The sequence below is a fragment of the Bradyrhizobium sp. CCBAU 51627 genome (assembly GCF_028128765.1).
GTDB lineage: Bacteria > Pseudomonadota > Alphaproteobacteria > Rhizobiales > Xanthobacteraceae > Bradyrhizobium.
In genome coordinates this window covers 247,655-268,848 of record NZ_LBJG01000027.1, presented here as the reverse complement: position 1 = coordinate 268,848, position 21,194 = coordinate 247,655, and the positions used below count along the sequence as shown (strand labels likewise).

Annotated in this window: 24 protein-coding genes; 12 read left to right on the top strand and 12 right to left on the bottom strand. The window is 63.5% G+C overall.

The window, feature by feature from the left end; genetic code table 11:
- Positions 1–60: 60 nt before the first annotated feature.
- Positions 61–591, top strand: a complete 531-nt coding sequence (locus tag XH88_RS24805) for a gamma carbonic anhydrase family protein (protein WP_271670879.1) — start codon at positions 61–63, stop codon at positions 589–591.
- Positions 592–720: 129 nt separating this feature from the next.
- Positions 721–2,415 carry a PAS-domain containing protein gene (locus tag XH88_RS24800; RefSeq protein WP_271670878.1) on the top strand — a complete coding sequence of 565 codons (1,695 nt, stop codon included), beginning with the start codon at positions 721–723 and terminating at the stop codon, positions 2,413–2,415.
- A 28-nt stretch (positions 2,416–2,443) separates the two neighbouring features.
- Here XH88_RS24800 and XH88_RS24795 read toward each other — a convergent pair whose 3' ends face one another.
- On the bottom strand, positions 2,444–2,608 hold the full coding sequence (locus XH88_RS24795) for a hypothetical protein (protein WP_271671015.1): 165 nt from the start codon (positions 2,606–2,608) through the stop codon (positions 2,444–2,446).
- Positions 2,609–2,724: 116 nt separating this feature from the next.
- Between XH88_RS24795 and XH88_RS24790 the strand changes: the two genes are divergently transcribed.
- Complete coding sequence (locus XH88_RS24790) at positions 2,725–3,030, top strand: hypothetical protein (protein ID WP_271670877.1); 306 nt, start codon at positions 2,725–2,727, stop codon at positions 3,028–3,030.
- A gap of 101 nt (positions 3,031–3,131) precedes the next feature.
- On the top strand, positions 3,132–3,500 hold the full coding sequence (locus XH88_RS24785; RefSeq protein WP_271670876.1) for a hypothetical protein: 369 nt from the start codon (positions 3,132–3,134) through the stop codon (positions 3,498–3,500).
- A 216-nt stretch (positions 3,501–3,716) separates the two neighbouring features.
- Here XH88_RS24785 and XH88_RS24780 read toward each other — a convergent pair whose 3' ends face one another.
- The 6 genes from XH88_RS24780 to XH88_RS24755 form a co-directional block, all read right to left on the bottom strand.
- Complete coding sequence (locus tag XH88_RS24780) at positions 3,717–4,211, bottom strand: hypothetical protein (RefSeq protein WP_271670875.1); 495 nt, start codon at positions 4,209–4,211, stop codon at positions 3,717–3,719.
- Between the two features lie 270 nt (positions 4,212–4,481).
- Positions 4,482–5,213, bottom strand: coding sequence for an aspartate/glutamate racemase family protein (locus tag XH88_RS24775; protein ID WP_271670874.1), 732 nt, complete (start codon positions 5,211–5,213; stop codon positions 4,482–4,484).
- A gap of 5 nt (positions 5,214–5,218) precedes the next feature.
- Complete coding sequence (locus XH88_RS24770) at positions 5,219–6,097, bottom strand: ABC transporter permease (protein WP_271670873.1); 879 nt, start codon at positions 6,095–6,097, stop codon at positions 5,219–5,221.
- A gap of 3 nt (positions 6,098–6,100) precedes the next feature.
- Positions 6,101–7,060: an ABC transporter permease gene (locus XH88_RS24765; RefSeq protein ID WP_271670872.1), complete on the bottom strand. Its 960-nt coding sequence runs from the start codon at positions 7,058–7,060 to the stop codon at positions 6,101–6,103.
- The gene (locus XH88_RS24760) at positions 7,060–8,349 is read right to left on the bottom strand and encodes an ABC transporter substrate-binding protein (protein ID WP_271670871.1); all 1,290 of its coding nucleotides are present in this window, start codon (positions 8,347–8,349) and stop codon (positions 7,060–7,062) included. Before XH88_RS24760 ends, XH88_RS24765 begins: the two co-directional genes overlap by 1 nt.
- 43 nt (positions 8,350–8,392) lie before the next feature.
- On the bottom strand, positions 8,393–9,379 hold the full coding sequence (locus XH88_RS24755) for an ABC transporter ATP-binding protein (protein WP_271670870.1): 987 nt from the start codon (positions 9,377–9,379) through the stop codon (positions 8,393–8,395).
- Positions 9,380–9,644: 265 nt separating this feature from the next.
- Between XH88_RS24755 and XH88_RS24750 the strand changes: the two genes are divergently transcribed.
- On the top strand, positions 9,645–10,352 hold the full coding sequence (locus XH88_RS24750; protein ID WP_271670869.1) for a GntR family transcriptional regulator: 708 nt from the start codon (positions 9,645–9,647) through the stop codon (positions 10,350–10,352).
- A 120-nt stretch (positions 10,353–10,472) separates the two neighbouring features.
- On the opposite strand, the gene XH88_RS24745 is transcribed toward XH88_RS24750, so the two are convergent.
- Positions 10,473–11,009 carry a peroxiredoxin-like family protein gene (locus tag XH88_RS24745; RefSeq protein WP_271670868.1) on the bottom strand — a complete coding sequence of 179 codons (537 nt, stop codon included), beginning with the start codon at positions 11,007–11,009 and terminating at the stop codon, positions 10,473–10,475.
- Positions 11,010–11,084: 75 nt separating this feature from the next.
- Here XH88_RS24745 and XH88_RS24740 point away from each other — a divergent pair, with 75 nt between their 5' ends.
- On the top strand, positions 11,085–11,942 hold the full coding sequence (locus XH88_RS24740; RefSeq protein ID WP_271670867.1) for an AraC family transcriptional regulator: 858 nt from the start codon (positions 11,085–11,087) through the stop codon (positions 11,940–11,942).
- Between the two features lie 139 nt (positions 11,943–12,081).
- Here XH88_RS24740 and XH88_RS24735 read toward each other — a convergent pair whose 3' ends face one another.
- Both XH88_RS24735 and XH88_RS24730 read right to left on the bottom strand, forming a co-directional pair.
- On the bottom strand, positions 12,082–12,708 hold the full coding sequence (locus XH88_RS24735; RefSeq protein ID WP_271670866.1) for a transglutaminase-like cysteine peptidase: 627 nt from the start codon (positions 12,706–12,708) through the stop codon (positions 12,082–12,084).
- Positions 12,709–13,036: 328 nt separating this feature from the next.
- On the bottom strand, positions 13,037–13,648 hold the full coding sequence (locus tag XH88_RS24730) for a PilZ domain-containing protein (protein WP_271670865.1): 612 nt from the start codon (positions 13,646–13,648) through the stop codon (positions 13,037–13,039).
- Between the two features lie 198 nt (positions 13,649–13,846).
- Between XH88_RS24730 and XH88_RS24725 the strand changes: the two genes are divergently transcribed.
- The 4 genes from XH88_RS24725 to XH88_RS24710 all read left to right on the top strand — a co-directional run bounded on the left by XH88_RS24725 (position 13,847) and on the right by XH88_RS24710 (position 17,913).
- A complete protein-coding gene (locus XH88_RS24725) occupies positions 13,847–14,998 on the top strand; it encodes a zinc-binding dehydrogenase (RefSeq protein ID WP_271670864.1) in 1,152 nt (383 codons plus the stop codon).
- A 126-nt stretch (positions 14,999–15,124) separates the two neighbouring features.
- Positions 15,125–16,876 carry a serine hydrolase gene (locus tag XH88_RS24720; RefSeq protein ID WP_271670863.1) on the top strand — a complete coding sequence of 584 codons (1,752 nt, stop codon included), beginning with the start codon at positions 15,125–15,127 and terminating at the stop codon, positions 16,874–16,876.
- Positions 16,876–17,289, top strand: a complete 414-nt coding sequence (locus XH88_RS24715; protein ID WP_271670862.1) for a VOC family protein — start codon at positions 16,876–16,878, stop codon at positions 17,287–17,289. The genes XH88_RS24720 and XH88_RS24715 overlap by 1 nt, the downstream gene beginning before the upstream one ends.
- A gap of 111 nt (positions 17,290–17,400) precedes the next feature.
- The gene (locus tag XH88_RS24710) at positions 17,401–17,913 is read left to right on the top strand and encodes a hypothetical protein (protein WP_271670861.1); all 513 of its coding nucleotides are present in this window, start codon (positions 17,401–17,403) and stop codon (positions 17,911–17,913) included.
- 11 nt (positions 17,914–17,924) lie between these two features.
- Here XH88_RS24710 and XH88_RS24705 read toward each other — a convergent pair whose 3' ends face one another.
- A complete protein-coding gene (locus tag XH88_RS24705; protein WP_271670860.1) occupies positions 17,925–18,278 on the bottom strand; it encodes a cupin domain-containing protein in 354 nt (117 codons plus the stop codon).
- Positions 18,279–18,351: 73 nt separating this feature from the next.
- A complete protein-coding gene (locus tag XH88_RS24700; RefSeq protein ID WP_271670859.1) occupies positions 18,352–18,840 on the bottom strand; it encodes a hypothetical protein in 489 nt (162 codons plus the stop codon).
- On the opposite strand from XH88_RS24700, the gene XH88_RS24695 reads away from it, so the two are divergent.
- Both XH88_RS24695 and XH88_RS24690 read left to right on the top strand, forming a co-directional pair.
- Positions 18,833–19,087 (top strand): hypothetical protein, encoded by a 255-nt coding sequence (locus XH88_RS24695; RefSeq protein ID WP_271670858.1) that lies wholly within the window; start codon positions 18,833–18,835, stop codon positions 19,085–19,087. The two genes, XH88_RS24700 and XH88_RS24695, sit on opposite strands and share 8 nt — an antisense overlap.
- Positions 19,088–19,170: 83 nt before the next feature.
- Positions 19,171–21,168, top strand: coding sequence for a DEAD/DEAH box helicase (locus XH88_RS24690; protein WP_271670857.1), 1,998 nt, complete (start codon positions 19,171–19,173; stop codon positions 21,166–21,168).
- Positions 21,169–21,194 lie beyond the last annotated feature (26 nt).

Sequence of the window (21,194 nt, the reverse complement as noted above, 5' to 3'; positions counted from 1 at the left end):
GCGGGCCCCTTTGCCTCCACGCCGTCGTTTCGCTATGGCTTAACGCGACAGGAGACCTCCATGGCGATCTACGAGCTCGACGGGCAGGCGCCCGATCTTCCCTCTGACGGCAACTATTTCATCGCGGAGACCGCGACCGTGATCGGTCGCGTGCGCCTGAAGCCGGGCGCCAGCGTCTGGTTCGGCGCCGTGCTGCGCGGCGACAATGAGTGGATCGAGATCGGCGAGGGCGCCAACGTGCAGGACGGCTCGACCTGTCATACCGATCTCGGCTTCCCACTCGTGATCGGGAAGGACTGCACCGTCGGCCACAACGTGATCCTGCACGGCTGCACCATCGAAGAGGGCGCACTGATCGGCATGGGCTCGATCGTGATGAACGGCGCCAGGATCGGCCGCAACAGCATCGTCGGCGCTGGTTCCGTCATCACCGAGGGCAAGGAGTTTGCCGAACGCTCGCTGGTCATCGGCTCTCCCGCGCGCGTGATCCGCACGCTCGACGATGCTCAGGTGCAGCGGATGGGGAGCGCGGCGAGGTTCTACGTCGCCAATGGCCCGCGCTTCAAGAAGGGCCTGAAGCGGATCGGCTGAGGCCTGCGCCGCCTGCGCATCGACTGCGCGGCACGGTTCCAAACCGTAAAAATACCGGCCGGTAATTTAATCCTCCGCTAGCGCGGCGGTGCTTATCCTGGAGCACTTTCAACCAGGAGGAGCAGCGCCATGGGAGCTAAGGCGCTGGAATCCGGCTTTGCCACCGGAACCAGCTTTTTGAAGAAATTGGTGCGGTTCGTGCGGGGCGCCGACACGCTGAGCCTTGCGGAGAAGGTCTACAGCATCGCGGGCTTCCTCGCGATCATCACCACCTTCCTGCTCGTGATGTCGATCCAGACCGTCCGGTTGCAGACGACCTATCGTCACATGCATGTCACCTCCGCAGAGGCCGAGATCGGCATCGGACGCATCAACGCGCTGATCTACGCCATCGTGATGGAATCGCGCGGCATCTACATCTCCGCCGATCGTGGTGCGGTGAAACAGTTCGCCGACGCGCTGGTTCGGCGCAACCACGAGCTCGCGGAGACCGTGAAGAGCATGGAGCGGACCGTCGGTAGCGACGAGGCCGAACTCTTCTCCACTTTCCGAGAGCGCATCGCGCAATTCATCGACTTCCGCCAGGAGCTGGTGCGGCGCGGTCTCGAGATCAGTCCTGCAGCGGCGCGCGAATGGGGCGACAATGATGCCAACCGCACGCTGCGCAAGAAGCTCAACAGCGATCTCGAGGCGCTCGAACGCATTTACGGAGAGCGCGCCCGTCAGGCGGACCAACTCGCCGACGAGAACCGCTACGCCGCCGCCTACCTGTTCATGCTCGGGCTCGCGGCCCTCCTTCTCGCGGGGCTGAACGTCGTCGTGATGCGCGGCTCGGTGGTCGGCGCGCTGGCCGAGATCACGCAGGCGACCGACCGGATCGCCCAAGGCGACGTCAGAAGCAAGGTGCCGCATCTCGCCCGTCACGACGAGATCGGGCATCTTGCGCGCGCCGTCCAGAACTTCCGCGACGCCGTGGCGCGCATCTTCGAGCTGGAAGAGCTTGAGCTCGGCACCGCACAGGCGCGCGACGCGGCGATGACCGAGCGCGACAAATTCAACGACAAGTACCAGGCCAAGAAGTGGCAGCTGTCGGCCGCGATCAACAGCATGCCGCACGGTCTGATCATGCTCGATGGCAAGGCGAGCGTTGTCGCGATGAACGCCAACTACCGCAAGATCTACAACCTGCCCGAGACGATCCAGGCCGGATCGACGCTGGAAGAAATCCTTCAGCACCGGGTCAAGAGCGGGTTGTTCAGCGGCGACGTCACGAAATATGTCGGGGCTGTGCTCGAACGGATCGCCAGGCGTGAACCGACGGCCTATGAGATCAGCTTGAATGACGGCCGCACCATCAAGATCTACGAACGCCCGATGGACGGCGGCGGCTGGGTGTCGGTGCAGGAGGACGTCACCGAGCAGCGCCAACGTGAGCGCATGCTCGAGCGGATGGAGCGCTTCCTCGCCACCATCATCGAGAACGTGACCGAAGGCATCATCGCCAAGGATGCGCGCAACCTGCGCTATCTGTTCATCAACAAGGCTGCCGAAAAGCAGATCGGCATGTCGCGCGCCGAAATCGTCGGCAAGACAGCGCGCGAATTGTTCTCCAAGGAAACTGCCGATCTGATCGAACAGCGCGACAAGCAGCTGCTAGCCCAGCAGCAGCAACTGGAGCCCGTCACCGATACGATCAACAATCCGATCCGCGGTCGGCGCCGGGTATCGTGGCGGCGCCTGCAAATCGGCGGAGCCGGAGAGGACTCGCATATCTTCGTGACCATGGTCGAGGATCTCGGCAAGGAGATCGGCGCCGCCGCGTAGCGGCCGGTCCGGGCCCTCCGGAGGGACATCAGCTTCCTTCGGATTCCCGTGCCTCGCCTGCGCCCGCGACTTTCTCGTGGCCGGCTGCCCACAGAGCATGCTCGTTACTGCCTTCCGGATACGGGTTGGCTTCCGGCGGAATGTTTTCGCGCGCTGCGCGCTCGCCGTCTGCAAAGGGATCGCGATCCATCATCATCCTGCTCTTGCCGATTCTGCTTCTGGCGCACCATCGAATCCTCAAGCTGATGTGAGGGGATTTGTTCCGGAACCTGGCTTTGCCGCGGTCGTTGACGGTCGAGGAGAATTCCCATGACCAGATTGTCCGCAAGCGCATCGATCAAGACGTTGATTGTCGTCTTCAGTCTTGCCGCAACGCCGGCGATATCCTTCGCGCAAGGCACCGGGGGAGCCACGGGATCAACTGGCGGCGTCGGCAATGCGCCGTCGCCGCCGCCTGGCACCAACAGCCTGGGCACGGCACAATCCTCCGGCGCCAACACGGCGCCGGGTGTCACCACCGGCACCGCCGGTGCCAACCGCGACGCCGACGCGACGGTGAGCGCCGAGAACCGGCTGCTCGACAAAAAGATGAAGAGCATCTGCCGCGGTTGCTGACGCTCGCGCCGAAGTGAGCCACCCTGCCTATCGTCAATGCTCGAGCGACGTTAGCTTGGCCCTGTTGCAGCGTGGAGCGTTTCCACGCGGAGGGTGAGTTGATGTTGCGCAAGATGATGATGGCCGCACTAACCGTTGCAGCGGTCGGTCTCGCAGCGCCCGGGGCGGCGCAGGCGGGAAGCGGGTTCGGGCATGGCGGCGGATTGCATGGCCGTGCCTGGAGTCATGGCGGCTGGGGCCACCGCTGGCATGGCGGCGGCTTCTGGCCGGGTGTCGCCATCGGTGCCGGCATCGCAGGCGCTGGCTATTATGGCGCCTATGGCTACGGCTACACGTACTACGGCGATCCCTATTTTTACGATTACTACGGCGTCGGCCACGAGGACTATGGCGCGCAGTGCTATCCCGTGCCGCGGCGGGTGATGACGCAATGGGGCTGGCGCGTCCGTCGCGCTCAGGTCTGCGAATAAGGATTCAGGATTGGCGGGGTCCCCCGCTGAGGCATTTAAATACCGCCATAAAGAAACAAGGCCGTTGACGCAGTATACCGTCAACGACCTTGCCAGCCCCGGATATTGAAATCGGCTCACGCCATCCGGTATGGGCGAGCATCGCGCGGAATCACACGGACGAATGTGATCCATTTCACAAGTGACGAAAATAAAGGCCGGCGGCCCTGGATCCAATCAGCCGCGAGAGCGTTTGCGGGCGCTGGCATGAACGCGGTGACGCGCCGGTCTCTTCGAAGTAACCGAGGGTGTCTCAGCCTCGGTGGCGCGGACGCTGGCAAAGGATTGCCGCAATCCGTCGATGGATTCGTTCAGATTGGCGACTTGCTCCGACAGGCGCTTGGTGTCGGCCTGCTGCGAGGCGAGCAGCCGTTTCATGGTCGAAAGCTGGTCCTGTACGACCTGAAGCTGATCGATCGATTCCTGCTGGGTCACTTCCAAGCCCTTGGTCTTCTCGACGAGCTGCTCGGAGGCCAGCGCCGCGCGCGCCTGAAGCTGCCGCGAGGCGATCACCCGATCGGTCTCCGGCGTAGCGCCGGTATAGGCACGCCAGATCGCGATCGAGGTGACGCCGGCTATCAGCAGGAGCAGCGCCGCAGCCGCCAGCGCGATCGGCTGGGCACCGAGACGGAGGAGGGGATTGGACGGTGTGTCCTCTGCGAGATCGATCATCGCTGACAAAACCCAAATTGAAACTTGGTGAGTGGCGAAGAGCGGCAGCACAAGAATGAAGAACAAGGCGGCCGAGACGTCCCGAAAGCGTTACAGTTCAGCAACAAATGGGACGAAAAGGTGACCACCGGGGAAAAAAGCGAGCTGGCCCAAGGCGAAAGCGCCCGCGCTCGAGGGCGTGCGCCACGAAAAACCCGCGCAGGCCTCATTCGGCTTGAGCGGGAGAGCGTCAGGGAAGGCTCGACACCCCGCTATGCGGGGATCGCAGGTCTACGGCGCAAACCCCGCCAACGGCCCGGAATAGGTCTTCGTCCGCGGCGCCGCGTAGGGGCCGAGCCGGGATGTCGTCAAGCCCAGCCGCACCAGCCCCTCAGCCAGCGTCACCGCAGCCGCGACGCCGTCGACGACGGGCAGGCCATGCTCGTGCGCGAGCTCGGCAGCCAGATCGGCCATGCCGGCGCAGCCGAGCACGATGGCCTCCGCGCGGTCGTCGCGGATCGCGGCCGTGATTTCCGTAGAGATCTTTCCAAGGGCCGCTGCGTTGCGCTCCTCGAGCGCGAGCACGGGGACCTCGGCGGCGCGAACGCGGGCGCAACGATCGGCGAGGCCATACTTTCTCAGGTTATACTCGATCGGCACGATGGAAGCGCCGAGCGTCGTCACCACGGCAAAGCGCGCCGCGATGAGGCTCGCCATGTGGAAGCCCGCTTCGCCGATGCCGATCACCGGCGCCTTCGCCGCAGCGCGTGCGGCATCGAGGCCGGTGTCGTCAAAGCAGGCGATGATGTGCGCCTCCACGCCATCGCGCTCGGCCTCACGGATGCAGCCGAGCATGCCGGGAACGGCGAAGGCCTCGTCGTAAAATCCCTCGATCGAGACTGGTCCCATCGTGGGCTGGCGCGCATCGATCACGGTGCCGGCCTGCGCGACCGCGCGCGCCGCCGCTGCGATCTTCGCCGTCATCGACGCGGTCGTGTTGGGATTGACGATGTGCAGCCGCATCTTGGTCAGACAAGTCCCTTGCCGGCGTCCGAGCCCCTGGCCGCCTGCCGCTTGTTGAGCATGTGGATGGTGCCGAGCGCAAGCGCGATCACCGCAAAGGACACCGCGGAGATGATGGTGCCGAGCGCATAGATGTCAGGGTTCGTCACTGTCGTGGTGAGGCCCTGGAGATCGAGCGGCAATGTGTTTACCGCGCCGATTGCCTGGCTGGAGCGCGCGAGCTCGTCCCAGGACAGCGTGAAGCCGAACAGGCCGATGCCGATCACCGAGGGCAGGATGATCGGCAGCACGACATGACGGAAGGTCTGCCATGGCGTCGCACCGAGATCGCGCGCGGCTTCTTCGAGCCGGGGATCGAAGCGGTTGAAGATCGCGAACATGATGAGCAGGCCGAAGGGCAGCGTCCAGGTCAGATGTGCGCCGAGCCCCGAGGTCAGCAGACCCATCGAGGTTTCGAAATTCTCGTTCCAATGCGCCTTGATCAGGTCGTCGATGATACGAAATTCAAGCGAGATTCCGAGCGAGGTGATGATCGAGGGAACGATGAGGCTTGCGATTGCCGAGTAGAACAGGATGCTCTGCGCCCTGAACTTCCTGCGAAAGGCCATGCCGGCCGCGACCGACAGCACCACGGTGACGACCATGACGATGATGCCGAGCAGCAGCGAGCGACGGAAGGACGCGCCGAGATCGATGATGCCGGTGCCCTGGAATAGTTTTGCCAGCCAGTAGGTCGACACGCCGTTCATCGGGAAGGTGAGGCCACCCTGCGGCCCCTGGAATGACAGCACGTAGATCGCGATCATCGGGCCATAGAGGAACAGCACATAGGCCGCGAAGAAGATCGCGAGCACATAGAAGCTGCGCGGACGTCCTTCCTTCATCGCCTACAGCTCCTTCTTGATGTCGACGATGCGCGACATCATGGTGATGATCAGGAACGTAATCACGAGCAGGATCACCGCATTGGCGGCCGCGGCGGGGAATTGCAGCGCGTTCACCCGCGTCTCGATGATTTTGCCGGCGGCCGCGATCTGCTGGCCGCCCATCACGCCGATGGTGATGAAGTCGCCCATCACGATGGTGATGACGAAGATCGAGCCGATCACGATGCCGGGCTTGGCCAGCGGAACGACGACGTTGACCAGCGTCTGGAAGCCGGTGGCGCCGGCATCATAGGCCGCCTCGATCAGCGATTTGTCGATCCGGATCATCGAATTGAAGATCGGTACGACCATAAAGAAGGTGAAGAGGTGAACCAGCGCCAGCACCACCGAGAATTCGGAGAACAGCAGCCATTCCACGGGCTGATTGATCAGGCCTGTCTTCATCAGGCCGGAGTTCACCAGGCCATTGCGCCCCAGCAGCGGGATCCAGGCGATCATGCGGATGACGTTGGAGGTCCAGAACGGAATCGTGCAGAGCAGCGACAGTCCCATCTGCCAGGTCTTGGACTTGACGTGGAAGGCGAGGAAATAGGCGACCCAGAAGCCAATGAAGAGCGTGATGGCCCAGACCAGGAAGCAAAGCTTGAGCGTCTTCAGATAGGTCTTTGCGATGGTGCAGAGATCGGGAAGCTGCGCGATGCAGCCTTCGAACGTGTCGGTATAGCCGCGGCCCGAGAAGGCCGGCAGCAATTGATATTCGTTGTAGTCCCAGAACGAGACGATGACGACGAAGACGAGCGGGATGAGAAAGAAGGCGAGAAACACCAGCATCATCGGCCCGGCTTGCAGCCAGGAGACGAAGGAGGGCGACAGGCGCGCCGCTTTCGCAGGGCGCGCCGTGTCCGATCCCCGGACGAGGTCCGGGGATGCCTGTTGCAGGATGTCTTGCGACGTATCCATCACGCGGCGATGAACTCGTTCCACTTGCGGACCATGTAGTCGTTCTCGTCCATTACGGCGTTCCAGCACGCGACCGCACCCATGCGGTCCTCGTAGGAGCCGCCGTCACGCACGGCGCCGGCTTTCTCCAGCAGCGAGCCATTGGGCGCCTTGATGTCCTTCTCGGCCGGCTTGCCTTCCATCCAGTAGGCCCACTCGTAGGGCTCCATGTGGGCTTTCGCGGTGGACAGCACGGCCGAGTAATAGCCCTGGCGGTTGAGGTAGGCGCCGGCATAGCCTGACAGGAACCAGTTGACGAACTCGTAGGCCCAATCGAGCTTGGCGCCCGAGACGCCCTTGGAGACGCAGAAGCCGGAGGCCCAGGAGCGATAGCCTTCCTTCAGCGGCTGGAAGGTGCAGGCGATCCCCATCGAGCGCACCTTCGTCACCGCGGGCGACCACATCGACTGGATCACCGTTTCGCCCGAGGCCATCAGGTTGACGCTCTCGTTGAAGTCCTTCCAGAACGCGCGGAACTGTCCGGCCTTCTTCGCCTCGGTCATCACCTTCATGGTGAGATCGATCTCGTCCTTGGTCATGTTGCCCTTGTCGGCATATTTGTGCTTGCCGGTGGCTTCCACGACCATCGCGGCATCCATGATGCCGATCGAGGGGATGTTGAGGATCGAGGCCTTGCCCTTGAACTCGGGATTGAGCAACTCGGACCACGAATTGATCGGGCGCTTGATAAGATCAGGACGGATGCCGAGCGTGTCGGCGTTGTAGACCGTCGGAATGAGAGTGACGAACTCGGTCGGCGTCTTGGAGAAGGTCTTGGAGTCCTTGCCTTCGAGATAGAGCACCTTCCAGGGCGCGGTGCCCTGGCCGCCGATCTTCTTGCCGCCGGGCGTCTCGCCCTTGGTGAAGACGGGGGTGATGTTGTCGAATTCCTTGATCTTCTTGGCGTCGAGGGCAAGGATGTTGCCCGACGGCACCAGCTTCTTCAGCGAGAAATATTCGGTGTCCAGCACGTCGAACGAGTTCGGCTGGGTCATCACGCGCTTGGTGACGTCGTCGGTGGTCGCGGTGATGTATTCGATCTTGATACCGGTGTCCTTCAGGCACTGCTTGGAGATGTCGTCGCCCTCGTTCACGGCGGTGCCGAGATAGCGCAGCACCTTCGGCTCGGCCGACATCACGTAGGGGAAACCGGTAATGGCGCCGGAGCCGGCGGCGAGGCCCGCGAGACCCGCGGTGCCCTTGAGTAGCGTGCGGCGGCTGACGCCGGTCTTTTTGGTGGTCTCGGTCATTCCAGTCACTCCTCTGTGTTGCGCATTTTCTGTGATGACGGCGCTATTGCAGGCGTTGCGCCTTGGCGGGATCCCAGGTCGCCAGCACGCGATCGCCCGGACGGAACGGGTGGACGTCGAAGGTGGCTTCGGGAACGTGGGAGAACAGGGCGGTGCCGTCCTCGAGCGTGAGCGAGACGGCGATGTAGGAGCCCTGGTACTCGGTCTGGGTCAGCAGCGCCGGCGCGCCGAACGCGCCGTCAGTGAACGGCACGATGCCGAGCTGATCGGCGCGCACGGCGATGAGGTTGCCGGCGTCGCTGAGCACGTTGTGGCCGCCGATGAAGCGCGCCACGAATTCGGTGCGGGGGTGATGGAAGATGTCGCGGGCCGAGCCCTGCTGTTCGATCCTGCCGTGGTTCATCACCACGATGTGGTCGGCGAGCGCCATCGCCTCTTCCTGGCCGTGGGTGACCTGGATGAAGCTGATGCCGAGCTCGCGCTGCAGTCGCTTCAATTCGCCCCGCATCTTGACCCGTAGGAACGGATCGAGCGCCGACAGCGGCTCGTCGAGCAGGAGGATTTGCGGCTCGGTAATCAGCGCGCGGGCGAGCGCGACACGCTGCTGCTGGCCGCCGGAGAGTTGTGCCGGAAGCCGTGCGGCGTAGGGGGTCATTGCGACCAGCTCCAGCAGCTCGCCGGCGCGCTTGTTCCGCGTCGGCTTGTCGACGCCGCGCATTTTCAGGGCAAACGCAACATTGTCGAGCACCGAGAGGTGCGGAAACAGCGCGTAGGACTGGAACATCATCGCCGTGCCGCGCTTGGCGGGCTCGAGATCGGTGACGTTCTGCGCGCCGAGGATGATGTCGCCCTCGCTGACCGCCTCGTGGCCGGCGATCATGCGCAAGGTCGAGGTTTTGCCGCAGCCGGAGGGGCCGAGCAGGCAGCAATAGGTGCCGGCGGGAATCTTCAGATTGACGTTGTCGACCGCCAGTGTCGTGTCATAGCGCTTGGTGACGGCGACCAGTTCGAGAGCGGCGGGAGTGGCCATGGTGTGTCCGCGAGAGGGCGATGCTGCGCCTCTCTCCGCAAGGTCCGTGCCAACAGCGCCAGGATTGCCGAATTCGAAAACTGTGCAGCGGAGTCAGGTCGTTAGATTGAATCCGGCGCGTTTGGTGCGACGCACGGGCGGGCCGGCATGTGCACACGAAATGGGCGAAGATTGTATAAAGTTTCGCCTGTGATTGGATACAGCTCGTCGATTACCATCCAGGGCCGAACGCCGATCGAGCCCTCAAACCCAACACTTCGAACTGATGGCCGCCAAATCCCGCCCGAAATCCGATGCGCCCGACGTGAGCGATCGCGTCGGCCGGATCAGGGAGGGCGTCACCGCGGCGATCCTCGAGCATCGCCTGCTTCCGGGCACCAAGCTCGGCGAGGACGAGATCGGCGAGATCTATGGCGCCAGCCGCACGCTGGTCCGCACCGCGCTGCAACAGCTCGCGCATGAGGGTATCGTCAACATCGAGAAGAACCGCGGCGCCTTCGTCGCTCGCCCGACGCCGGCCGACGCCCGCGAGGTGTTCGAGGCGCGGCGGCTCATCGAGCCCACCATCGTCGATCACGCCGTCGATGCTGTCTCGCCGGCCTGGATCGAACGCCTGCAGCAACACCTCACGGAAGAGCGCGAGGCCGAGTTGCGCGGCGATGCGCGCGCCTCGGTCCGGCTTTCCGGCGAGTTTCACCGGCTCGTCGCCGAGATGAGTGGCCACAGCATCTATCTCGGTTTCCTCAAGGAGCTGATCGCGCGTTCCTCGCTGATCATCCTGCTCTATCGCCGCCACGATACGCCCGCCTGCGGCACCGATCATCATGCCGAGATCGTCTCCGCGATCCGCATGCGCGACAGGGAGGCCGCGCGCGCGCAGATGCTGTCGCATCTGAACGAGATCGAGGCCGAGCTTTTCTTGAAGGATCCCGCCGCCGACGAGCTGCGGCTCGCGGACGTGCTGGGGGCCTGATCAATTGGGCGTTGACGTGAAGAAATCACGGGACAACGCCCACTGGGTGATTGACGGGGCACGCTGGCGTTGCGCGCGCAGCAAGGGGTAACTGCCTCGCTCCCGACTCGCTTCTCATTCTCAAACCGCGCCGGTGAATTCACCTCGCGCCGGGTAGTTGTTCTTGATGACGAAGTCGAGTGCCTGAACCATCTCGCCGAAGTTCGGCCGCACGAATGGCATCGACTGCACCGATAGATAATAGATGGTCTTGTCGGGGCGGATCAGGAAGACGCCGGGCTCGGAGAACAGCGCAGGCTCCTCAATGCCAATTGAAGTCTTGCCGCGCGATGCGGAAATGTAGAGGCCCCATTCGCGCGCTTTGGGAAGGCTCAGTCCGTAGCCGAAACGCAGCGCTGAAGCGCCTACCTTCTCAGCCATCGACCGTGCGCGCTCCTCATTGTCGGAGCTGACCGCGATTGTCGTCACGCCGCGCTCGGCGAAGGCCGGCGTATGGCGTTCAAGCTCCTTGAGGTAGTTGGCGCAGATCGGGCAATGCAGGCCGCGGTAGAAGCAGATGAGCGTGAAACGGTGTGGCGTTTCATCGGCGAGGACGAAGCGGCCGAAGCCAAGCGTTTCGACCGACAGATCCGGCGCCTTTTGTCGGGGGGTGAGCATGAGGACTCCGATTGGGCAAGTTGGCCAGGTTTCAGGCCGTTGCGAGAACGCTCCCTCTTTGCCATACTCTCGAACATGAAACATCCAGAATACATGATTGAAAATCCTGAAAGACCCAAGCGCGACCGACTGGCCGCCTTCTTCGAGGCCTTTGACCTGTCAGTGGCAATGGTCTCGCAGGACGCGGCCGGTGCGACGGCCAACCTGGTCGTAACCGGCCAAGCTGGCTTGGCCGAGCGGGTGGTCCTTTACGCCAGGGGCGACAACCGGCGTCAGCCCAACTTGCTCGTCGCCGCAGTGGTCGATTTCGGCGGTTCAACGAACCCTTTGATGAATGCCCTGCCTGAAATGGTGGAGGTCAACCTCGACGGCCGCCCGACCTTGCAGGCCTTGGTCGGCATCTTTGTTACCGAGGGACATGGCAATCGCTGCGGCCAGCGCGTCGCTCTGAACCGGCTGTGTGAGCTGATCGTGCTATTGGTGTTGCGAGAGGCGATCGATGCGGGTGCGACGAAGCCGGGTCTTCTTGCGGGCCTCTCGCATCCCGCTCTGCACCGGGCGATCGTGGCGATGCATGATGATCCGGCGAGATCCTGGACTGTCGAGCAACTCGCCGAAATCACCGGCATGTCGCGCAGCCGATTCATGGACGTCTTTCCCAGAATCCTCGACACAACGCCCGCCGCCTATCTCAATGCTTGGCGCCTGATGCTCGGGCAACGGGAACTGGCTCGAGGCGGGCAGGTGAAGTCGGTGGCTCGTCGTGTGGGTTTTGGAAGCGCTGCCGCATTCTCGCGGGCCTATTCGAGGATGTTTGGCTCTCCTCCGATATCGGTGCGAACCGCGCGGCCGGAGGTCGGTAACGCATCAGCGCCGACAAAGGATGAGGGTGGCGAGCCAGCGTCGATCTTGCCTGCAGGCCTTGCAGACTGAAGTGCGCGCTACGGCGTGCGCGATACGACACCCAAAAAGGTTGCGGCCAGCCATTGGGGGATGGCTGGCCGCGCGCGAACCGGTCTGGGACGGGGAGGGGTGGGGATGTGACCGGGCCGCGTAACTCGTTCTCTGTTAACTACTGATCTCTTGCGCTGGCGGTGGAGACCGCCGGCTTGGTGTCGCCGAGCGAGACCCAGACGTTGGGATCGCTCTGCGACTGGCGCTTCACGAAGCGGTAGCCGGTCTCCGTCCAGGCAACGACGCTCTCGTTTTGATTGTCGAGAACGAACTCGCCCTTGTCGGTCTTCACCGTCAGCACCGCGTGGCCTTCGCCCTTCTTGTCGCGCACGACGGTGATGAGCAGGGCCTCGCGCGGCCAACCCGCATCCATCAGCATCTTGCGCTTCAACAGCACGTAGTCTTCACAGTCGCCGTAGCCGTCGGTCGGCAGCGACCACTTCTCGACCACGCCCCAGTGGTCCTGGTCGGTCAAAGGCTTGACGGTCTCGTTGACCCAGCGATTGACCTTGACGAGGTCGCGCCACGCGCTCTGCGACATCACGATGTCGCGCGGCTGCGTCGGCCCGCCCTGACACTGAGCGGCATTCTCTGCGCAAAACTCGACCCAGCCGATTGGCGCACGCGTGGTATCGCCAAGGCTCGCGTAGAGCACACGGCTTTCACCAGCCTGCGCTGCTGCGCCGATCCCGAAGAGCATGGCAGCAAGTGCCAGTGCCTTCCCCTGTCCCCTGAAGTCCAACATTGCGGCCCCCGTTTTTTGTTGGGACCACATTGCGCATGGAGCTTTGAGTTGCCGCTAAGCCAGCCAAGTCAACTCGAGACGAATGCAAGTAAAAGGCGCGGCTAATTCGATCTATACTTGAATTGAATTTGAATAAAATTTGAGACGACTGCAATTGATTCAAATTGTAGGGATTAACGCGGGAACGCTGGCGGAACTGCCATTTCTGGGCTGAGAGGGTCGCGCGTTAACCCGACTGAGGCCGCAGCCGGACGCGAAAAAGGCGGCCTCCGCATCGCGCAGGCCGCCTTTGAGGCTGGAATAACAGGGGTTTTGGCGCGCTTTCGCTTTACCGCGCGGTAACGCTCTCTTCGAGTGTCTCCATCGGCTGTTCGCGCATGAACTCGAGCGCGAAGCCGTCCTCGAGGTTTCGGACCACGCGGCCCTGGACCCGGCCGAGCAGCACGATCGATTTCAGCGGTGGGCGGTTCTCGGCGGCAATGGCCGCGCCTGACAGCGAGAGGTCGATGATGCGGCAGGTCATCTTGGTGCCGTCCTCGAGCGTCAGCACCGCGATCGGGTTGCGCGGCACGATACGGTCATGGCGGCGGTCCTCCGGCAGGTTGAGGATGTCGCGATTGGCGAGCCAGGTCAGCTGAGCCGCGAGCTTGTCGCGCTTGCGCGGCGTCGCCCCGACCGTCATGGCGAAGCCGTTGTCGATGATCCGGGTGATCTTGCCCTCGACCCGGCCGATATGGTCGAGATAGGCGACCACGCGGTCGCCGACATTGCCGATGCCGGGCGCCAGCAGCGCGAGCCCGCCGGGCGACATGTTGATCACCTGGCAGGGGAATTCACGGCGGTCCGGCAGCATGTAACGGCCGAGCAGGTGCACCTTCACCCGCTGGAAACGCCGACGTTCCTCGGTGGCCGGAAGAAACTTTTTGTTCGCCAACGCCATTTTCACTACCCGACCCCCCGCCCGGGCGGAGTCCGACACGACCCTAAGGTGTATAGGGTTAATGCCGCGTTATGATTTGGCGCGGCGAATACCGATCGACACAATGCGTTCAAAAAGCCACATCGGCGGCCGGATCGCCCCTAAGCTTTCCTGGCTGCGCGCCCATAAAGTAGGCAAAGCAGGCGTGAGGAAACAGTTATGGAAACGATCCGCGTATGCACCCACGCAGGGCCGGGCTCGGAGCCCGTGATCAAGACCGTGCCGTGGCCGAAGGTCGGCCGCAAAGGTGCGCTGATCAAGATCGGCGCGTGCGGCGTCTGCGGCACCGATTTGCATATCCTGAAAGGACATTGGCCGAAGCCGCTGCCCTGGCCGTTCACGCTCGGACACGAGCTCGGCGGCGTCATCGTCGAATGTGGCGATGAGTTCACCGAAGACTTCATGAGCAAGCCGCTCAAGGTCGGATCGAAGGTGATGATCCCGCCGCTGATGCCGTGCGGCCGCTGCTATTATTGCATCCATTATCCGCAAACCGCGAACAAATGCCTGACGCCGGTCTATTACGGCCGCTATCTCGGCTTCGACAAGGCGCCGCATATGTGGGGCGGCTGGGCCGAATATGTCTATGTCGATCTCGACATGCTGCCGGGCACCAAGATCTACAAGCTCCCCGACGACATGTCGCTACGCTTGGGCGCGCTATCGGAGCCGCTGACCTCCTGCATCCGTGCATTTAACCGGGCGGCGCGGGCCGGCGGTTTCAGCTGGGGCGATACGGTCGTGATCCAGGGCTCGGGCCCGATCGGCATTTTGGCGGTCGCAGCGGCCAGGGAGATGGGAGCAGGGCGCGTGATCTGCGTCGGCGCGCCGGAGGAGCCGCGGCTCAAGCTCGCGCGCGAGTTCGGTGCGGAAGCGACGGTCGACATCGAAGAGCTCAAATTGCCGCAGGAGCGCATCGCGCGGGTCCGCGAGATCGTCGGCGGCTTCGGCGCCGATCTCGTGATGGACTGCTCGGGTCATCCGAGTGCCGGCCCTGAAGGCATCGAGATGCTGCGCGACGGCGGCACCTATGTCGAGATGGGCCAGTTCACCGACGCCGGCTCGATCGACACGTCCTGGCATCGCATCTGCACCAAGGACCTCAACGTGCTCGGCTCCTGGGGTTTTACGGGCAACGATCTCCCGCTCGGCGTCGACATGCTCTATCGCACGGCGAACAGGTATCCCTGGCTGAAGATGCAGACGATCTATCCGTTCACGGAAGCGGGCGTTTCGCAGGCGGTGAAGGACGCGATGGCGATGAAGACTGTGAAGTCGACGATCGTGCCGTGGCCGGAATTGGTGGAATAGCGCGATCTCTTACATCCGTGGCGATCTCGCCACATAAGCTCCAATTCTCTACGAAATTCCGCGCCCTGACTTTCCATTTCACGTTGATGTCGCTAGCGTGCACACGTTGGAGGTCGTGTACTGATCATGAACAGCTCATCCGAGATGCCAGATGCGCTTGGGTCTCTCATTCCCGATATCGATCGGCTCGCCGCGGAAGCGATGGCGGTCTGGAAGGTCCCGGGCGCTGCGCTCGCCATCGTACAGCACGGCGAGGTCGCACTCACGCGCGCCTATGGCCAACGCGATGTCGAGGCCGATCTTCCGGTCACCCCGCACACGCACTTCGTAATCTGCTCGATCACCAAGTCGTTCACCGCCACCGCGATCGCGCTGCTGCACAACGAGGGCGCGCTCAACTGGAGCAAGCCGGTCCGCGACTATCTGCCGGAGTTTCGTCTCTCGGATGCGGTGGCGACCGAGCGCGTCACCGTGCGCGATCTGCTCAGCCATCAGTCCGGGCTGCCGCGGCATGATTGGATTCATCTGCCCGGCGATCTCGCGCCGGCCGATATGCTGCCCTTGATGCGGCACCTCGAACTGAGCCGCGACATTCGCGCCGTCTGGCAGTACAGCAATCTCTGCTACAACGCAGCCGGTCTCCTGATCGAGCGGGTGAGCGGGAAGAGCTATGAAGCCTTCGTGCGCGAGCGCCTGACCGATCGGCTCGGCATGACCGTCAGTTTCTCGCTCGACGAGTTCGAAGCAGGACCAGAGCCGGCGCGGCCCTACAAGATCGACGTCGACACGCGGTCGCCGGCACTGCGGTTGCCAATCCGCACCACGGCCGCGGGCGCCATCAACACATCGGTCGCCGATCTCGCCAACTGGATGCGCCTGCACCTCGGCAAGGGCGAGTTTGAAGGCGAGCGCCTGCTCCCGGCCGCGCTGGCGGAGCAACTGCACGCGCCGCTGGCGCTGGTCGCCAAGTCGGAATTTGCCGAGTTCAGCCACGCCCACTATGGATTAGGGTTTCAGTCCAACGCCTATCAGGGCGAACGCCACATATCGCACGGCGGCGGGTGGAACGGCTGGGGCTCGTTCATGACCCTGGTCCCGGACGCCGGCATCGGCGTCGCCGTGCTGACCAACCGCAGTTCGAGTCAGATCCCGCCGATTCTGACGTGGTACATCATCGACCGGCTGCGCGGCCGGGAGCCGATCGACTGGCTCTCGCGCTTCCGCAAGATGCGCGACGACTTCATCGCCCATGTCCCGGCCGACAAGGAGGCGCGCGAGAAGGCGCGTCATAAGGACACCAAGCCCGCGCATGAATTGTCGGCCTATGCGGCCGATTATGCCCACCCCGCCTATGGTGTCATCGAGATCCGCGAGCGGGACGGCGCGCTGCACTGGTCGTGGCGCGGCATGGGCGCGCCGCTATCGCACTGGCATTTCGAAACGTTTGTCACGCCTGAGATCATCGACAAGCTTCATCCGGATAATCTTCCCATCACCTTCCAGACCGACCGCGAGGGCAATATCGTGCATCTGTCGGCGCCGCTGGAGCCGATGGTGAAGGACATCGTGTTCGAGCGCCGTGCCGCCGGCGACTGCCTCGATCCCGCTTTCCGCGAGCGCTGTGTCGGGGAGTTCAGGAGCGGCGCCATCACCCATCGCGTGACCTTGGACGGCGAGGGCAGGCTGATTTTGAAGTCGGACTATCAACCGGCCTATCGGCTTGAGCCGCAGCAGGGCCGCCGGTTTCGCATCGCCGAGTTGGAGGGCTTTGCCGTCGAGTTTCGCGGCGAGGGGCAGAGCATCGGACAAATCGTCTTCCACCAGCCGAACGGCACGTTTCTCGCCGATCGCATGGTGGAGGAGGGCGGGGAGCGCTGATGGCACGCGAGCCAATTCGTCCGCGATCGCCCTTCAGCGCCATCCGCGCGATCGATTACACCGTCATTTTCGTGCGCGACATGGACGCGATGCGGCGCTTCTACGAGGACGTGCTGGCGTTTCCTCTGCTGCGCGAACTGTCGCCGAACTGGATCGAGTACGGGATTGGCAGCAACACGCTCGCCTTGGCGCGGCCGAGCCGCACCGCGGCTGACGCACCGACGCCGTTGGGCAGTGCCTCACTGCAATTGGCTTTCAAGGTCTCCGCGGCCGAGGTTGGTGCCTGCGCCGAGGAGCTCGCACGCAAGGACGTCGCGCTGCTGTCGCCGCCAACCAATCAGCCCTTCGGGCATCGGACGCTGTTTTTCAGGGATCCCGATGGCAACCTTCTGGAGATCTACGCCGAGATCTGAAGCCGGCCGAACCGAAATGCCGCAAAAGTTCCACACCGAATCCGCGAATGATCCACGCTGAGGTGAAACTTAGGCCCAGGTTCCGACTTTCAGTTCACCGGAGAGTTGATCGTGAAGCGGATCCTGGAACCCATCACCTACGTCCTGGCGGCCATCTACTTCCTGGTCGATGCGGTGTTCATGGCCGTGGCGCTGCCGATCTCGCGCTGGCTGGCGCGGCATTTCGAGTTCAAGCGGCTGCGGGCCTGGATCAAATCGCTGCCGCCTTATCCGTCGCTCGCGCTGTTTTCCGTGCCCGTGATCATTCTGGAGCCGATCAAGCCGGTGGCCGCCTACCTCGTCGCGACAGGCCAATTTCTGAGCGGCGTAGCGGCATTTGTCGGCTGCGAGCTGCTCAAGCTGGTGCTGGTCGAGCGGCTGTTCCATCTCACGCGTGACAAGCTGATGCGGATCCCCGCATTCGCATGGAGCTACGGGAAGTTCACAGAGATGAGAGCATGGCTCCAGGCCACCGAAGCCTGGCGCGCCATCCGCGCCCTGAGCCAAGCCGCGAAAGATTTTGTCGTGCGGACCAGAGCAAGACTGGCCGGGGGCTTCAGCAGGCTGGTGACATCAAGGGATTAGATGCGCCCCGGTTATGCGAACTTCCGTGCTGCAGCGGTGGCCTTGTCGCCCGTGTTGGGCGTACCGCTCGGCTCGATCAGCATGAGATGAACTTCCTCGCGTGCCACCGGCCGATGCTCGACACCCTTGGGCACGACGTAAAGCTCGCCCGGACCGAGCGTTACGGTACGGTCCCGCAATTCGATGTCCAGCTTGCCCTTCAGCACGAGAAAGAAATCGTCGGTGTCGTCGTGCTTGTGCCAGGTGAATTCGCCCTTCACCTTCACCACCATCACGTCGCAATCGTTGAAGGTCGTGACCGTGCGCGGCGACCAGAAATCACTGAAGGTCGCGAGCTTGTCGGCGAGGGAAATGCTGTCGGCCATGCCTTCACCCATCCTGTTCTGTTGTGAGGCACGATTTGGGCTCGAATGGCCGGCGCGACAAGAGCGGCCACCATCAACCGGTCGATCCCGCTTTGCCAATTTTCGACCAGGCGTCAAACTCACCTACCTTCATCACCGTCGCGCCCACCACCTTGGCGCCCTCCAGCTCGCGCACGATGCGTTCGTCCGGCCCGACGATGCCGAGATCGAACTCGTGCTCCGGCGTGATCAGGATCACGCGCTGGCCGACGATCACCACGACTGTCATGTCGTTGCGCTCGCCTTCCTCGGCCCAGGCGCGGATCTCGCTGGCGTAGGGCTCCCGGCGCCACGCATTGGGGGAGCCCGGGTCGCAGCGGATCTCGAGGCCGTCTTCCGAGGTGGTCAAAACGAGTTTTGAACGGTTCGGCTTCCAGCGTTCGTCCACGAGATCGTTGACGAGCCAGAGGCAGGCGAACGCGGCGCATTCGGCTGGCCGCCGGTCATAAATCGCGCAACCCCGGCCGGGCTTGCAATGCGCGCACCAGGTGCTGGCCGGCTTGGCGAGCGCCTCGATGGCCATCACCTTGCAGCAAAGCGTGCAATCGCCGCAGCGCCGTTGGTCTGACGAGGTCATCCATGCATTCTTGGTACGTTCAGTCGGGGCCAATTTAAGCGAGATGGCAGCAAAAGTCCGCCGTTCCGGCTCAAAAGCGCGGCCTGGGCGTCCCAAAGCTGTTCACCCTGTCGCCAATGCCATGCATCAAAAACATGGTGATTTGGCCGCTGTTGGCGTAAAGAGCGTCCAAATCAAATCATCATGGGTGTGACCGGGCCCTCTGCCGCGAATGCAGCAGTGTCAGGCCCCTCGGCTTTCCGTTCCGCGCCCGGACCAACCAAGGTTTTCCATCCCGTGTCCTTTCCGGCCCTGACCCCGCCGCTCGCCCGCGCCCTGGCTGAGCGCAATTACGATTCACCGACGCCGGTTCAGCTTGCCGTGCTCGGTGAGGATACCATCGACCGCGACCTGCTGGTGTCGGCCCAGACCGGATCGGGCAAGACCGTCGCCTACGGTCTGGCCATGGCCAAGGACCTGCTCGATGGTGCCGAGCGGTTCGCGCAGGCCGCAGCACCTCTGGCGCTGATCGTCGCGCCGACCCGCGAGCTCGCTTTGCAGGTCCAGCGCGAGCTCACCTGGCTCTATGAGCATGCGCAGGCGCGCGTCGTCTCCTGCGTTGGCGGCATGGATCCGCGCCGTGAGCAGCGCGAGCTGGCCGCTGGCGCCCATATCGTCGTCGGCACGCCCGGCCGCCTGTGCGATCATCTGCGTCGCAATCGCCTCGATACCTCGGAATTGAAGGTCGTCGTGCTCGACGAGGCCGACGAGATGCTCAATCTCGGCTTTCGCGAGGACATGGAGTTCATCCTCGAGACCACGCCGGAGACGCGGCGCACCTTGCTTTTTTCCGCGACCTTTCCGCGCGGCATCGTGGCGCTGGCAAAACAGTATCAGCAGGATGCATTTCGCATCGAGGTCGCGGGCGACGAGGGCGGGCACGCCGACATCGAGTATCGCGCCATCCGGGTCGCTCCCGGTGATGTCGAGCATGCGGCCGTCAATATCCTGAGGTTCTACGAGGCGCCGAGCGCGCTGGTGTTCTGCAACACGCGCGACGCCGTCCGGCATTTGCAGGCGGCGCTGCTGGAGCGCGGCTTCTCGGTTGTCGCGCTGTCAGGCGAGTTGACGCAGAACGAACGCACTTTGGCGCTTCAATCGCTCCGGGACGGACGCGCCCGCGTTTGTGTCGCGACAGATGTTGCGGCCCGCGGTATCGATCTGCCGAGTCTCGACCTCGTCATTCATGCCGACCTGCCGAACGACCCTGAAGTGATGCAGCACCGCTCGGGCAGAACCGGACGCGCGGGCCGCAAAGGCGTCAGCGTGCTGCTGGTGCCGCCGGCCCGGCGCCGTCGCGCAGAGTTGCTGCTCAATCTGTCAGGCACCGAGGCTGTCTGGGGTTTGGCGCCGCAGGCCGACGAAATCCGCAAGCTCGATCATGAGCGCATGAAGGACGCGTTGTTTACCGAGGAGACGACATCAGACGATCTGGAGCTGGCGAAGGCCCTGCTGGCCGAGCGGTCGGCCGAGGACATCGCCGCGGCGCTCGCGCGGCTCTATCGCGCGCGGCTGCCGTCGCCGGAAGACATCATCGATCCCGGCGAGGATCGCGGACGGCGGGACACCCGTCATCGCGACGATCGCGCATCGCGTGGTGACGATCGCTCCGAGAGGCCTCGCGCCAAATCGGGGAAATCCTCGAAGCATGTCATGGCGGAGCCGACCGTCTGGTTCCGCGCCGCCATCGGCCGTCGCAAGAATGCGGAGGCGCGCTGGCTGCTGCCGATGATCTGCCGCCGCGGCGGCATCGACAAGCGCGACATCGGCGCGATCAAGATCATGGACACCACCACCGAGTTCGAGATCTCCGAGCGCGTCGCGGAGGCCTTCGCCGTCAAGGTCAAGCGCCCGGACAAGGAGGACAGCATCCGCATCGAGCCGATGACGGGTGCGTCGCAAGGCCGTCCTGCCGTGGACAAGCCGCCGCGGCGCGATGAAGGGGACGAGGATCACGTTGTCCGCCGCAGCGACGATCCCTGGAGCGCGAACGGGCCGAAGCAGCACGACAGGCCGCGCGGAAAGCCTGAAGCGAAGCATCAGGGCAAGCCGCACGCCAAGCCCCATGCCAAGCCCCACGTTAAGTCTCATGAGGGCGGGAAATTCGGCAAGCCGGCGTTTGGGAAGAAAAACAAGACATTCGGCAACAGATCCGGTGACGCCAAATATGCGCCGTCGGTCACTGAATGGCCGGGCGCGCCGGGCAAGAAGGGCAAGAAGAAGCGCCGCGGTTGAATTGCCGTCGGCAGTGATGATGCCGC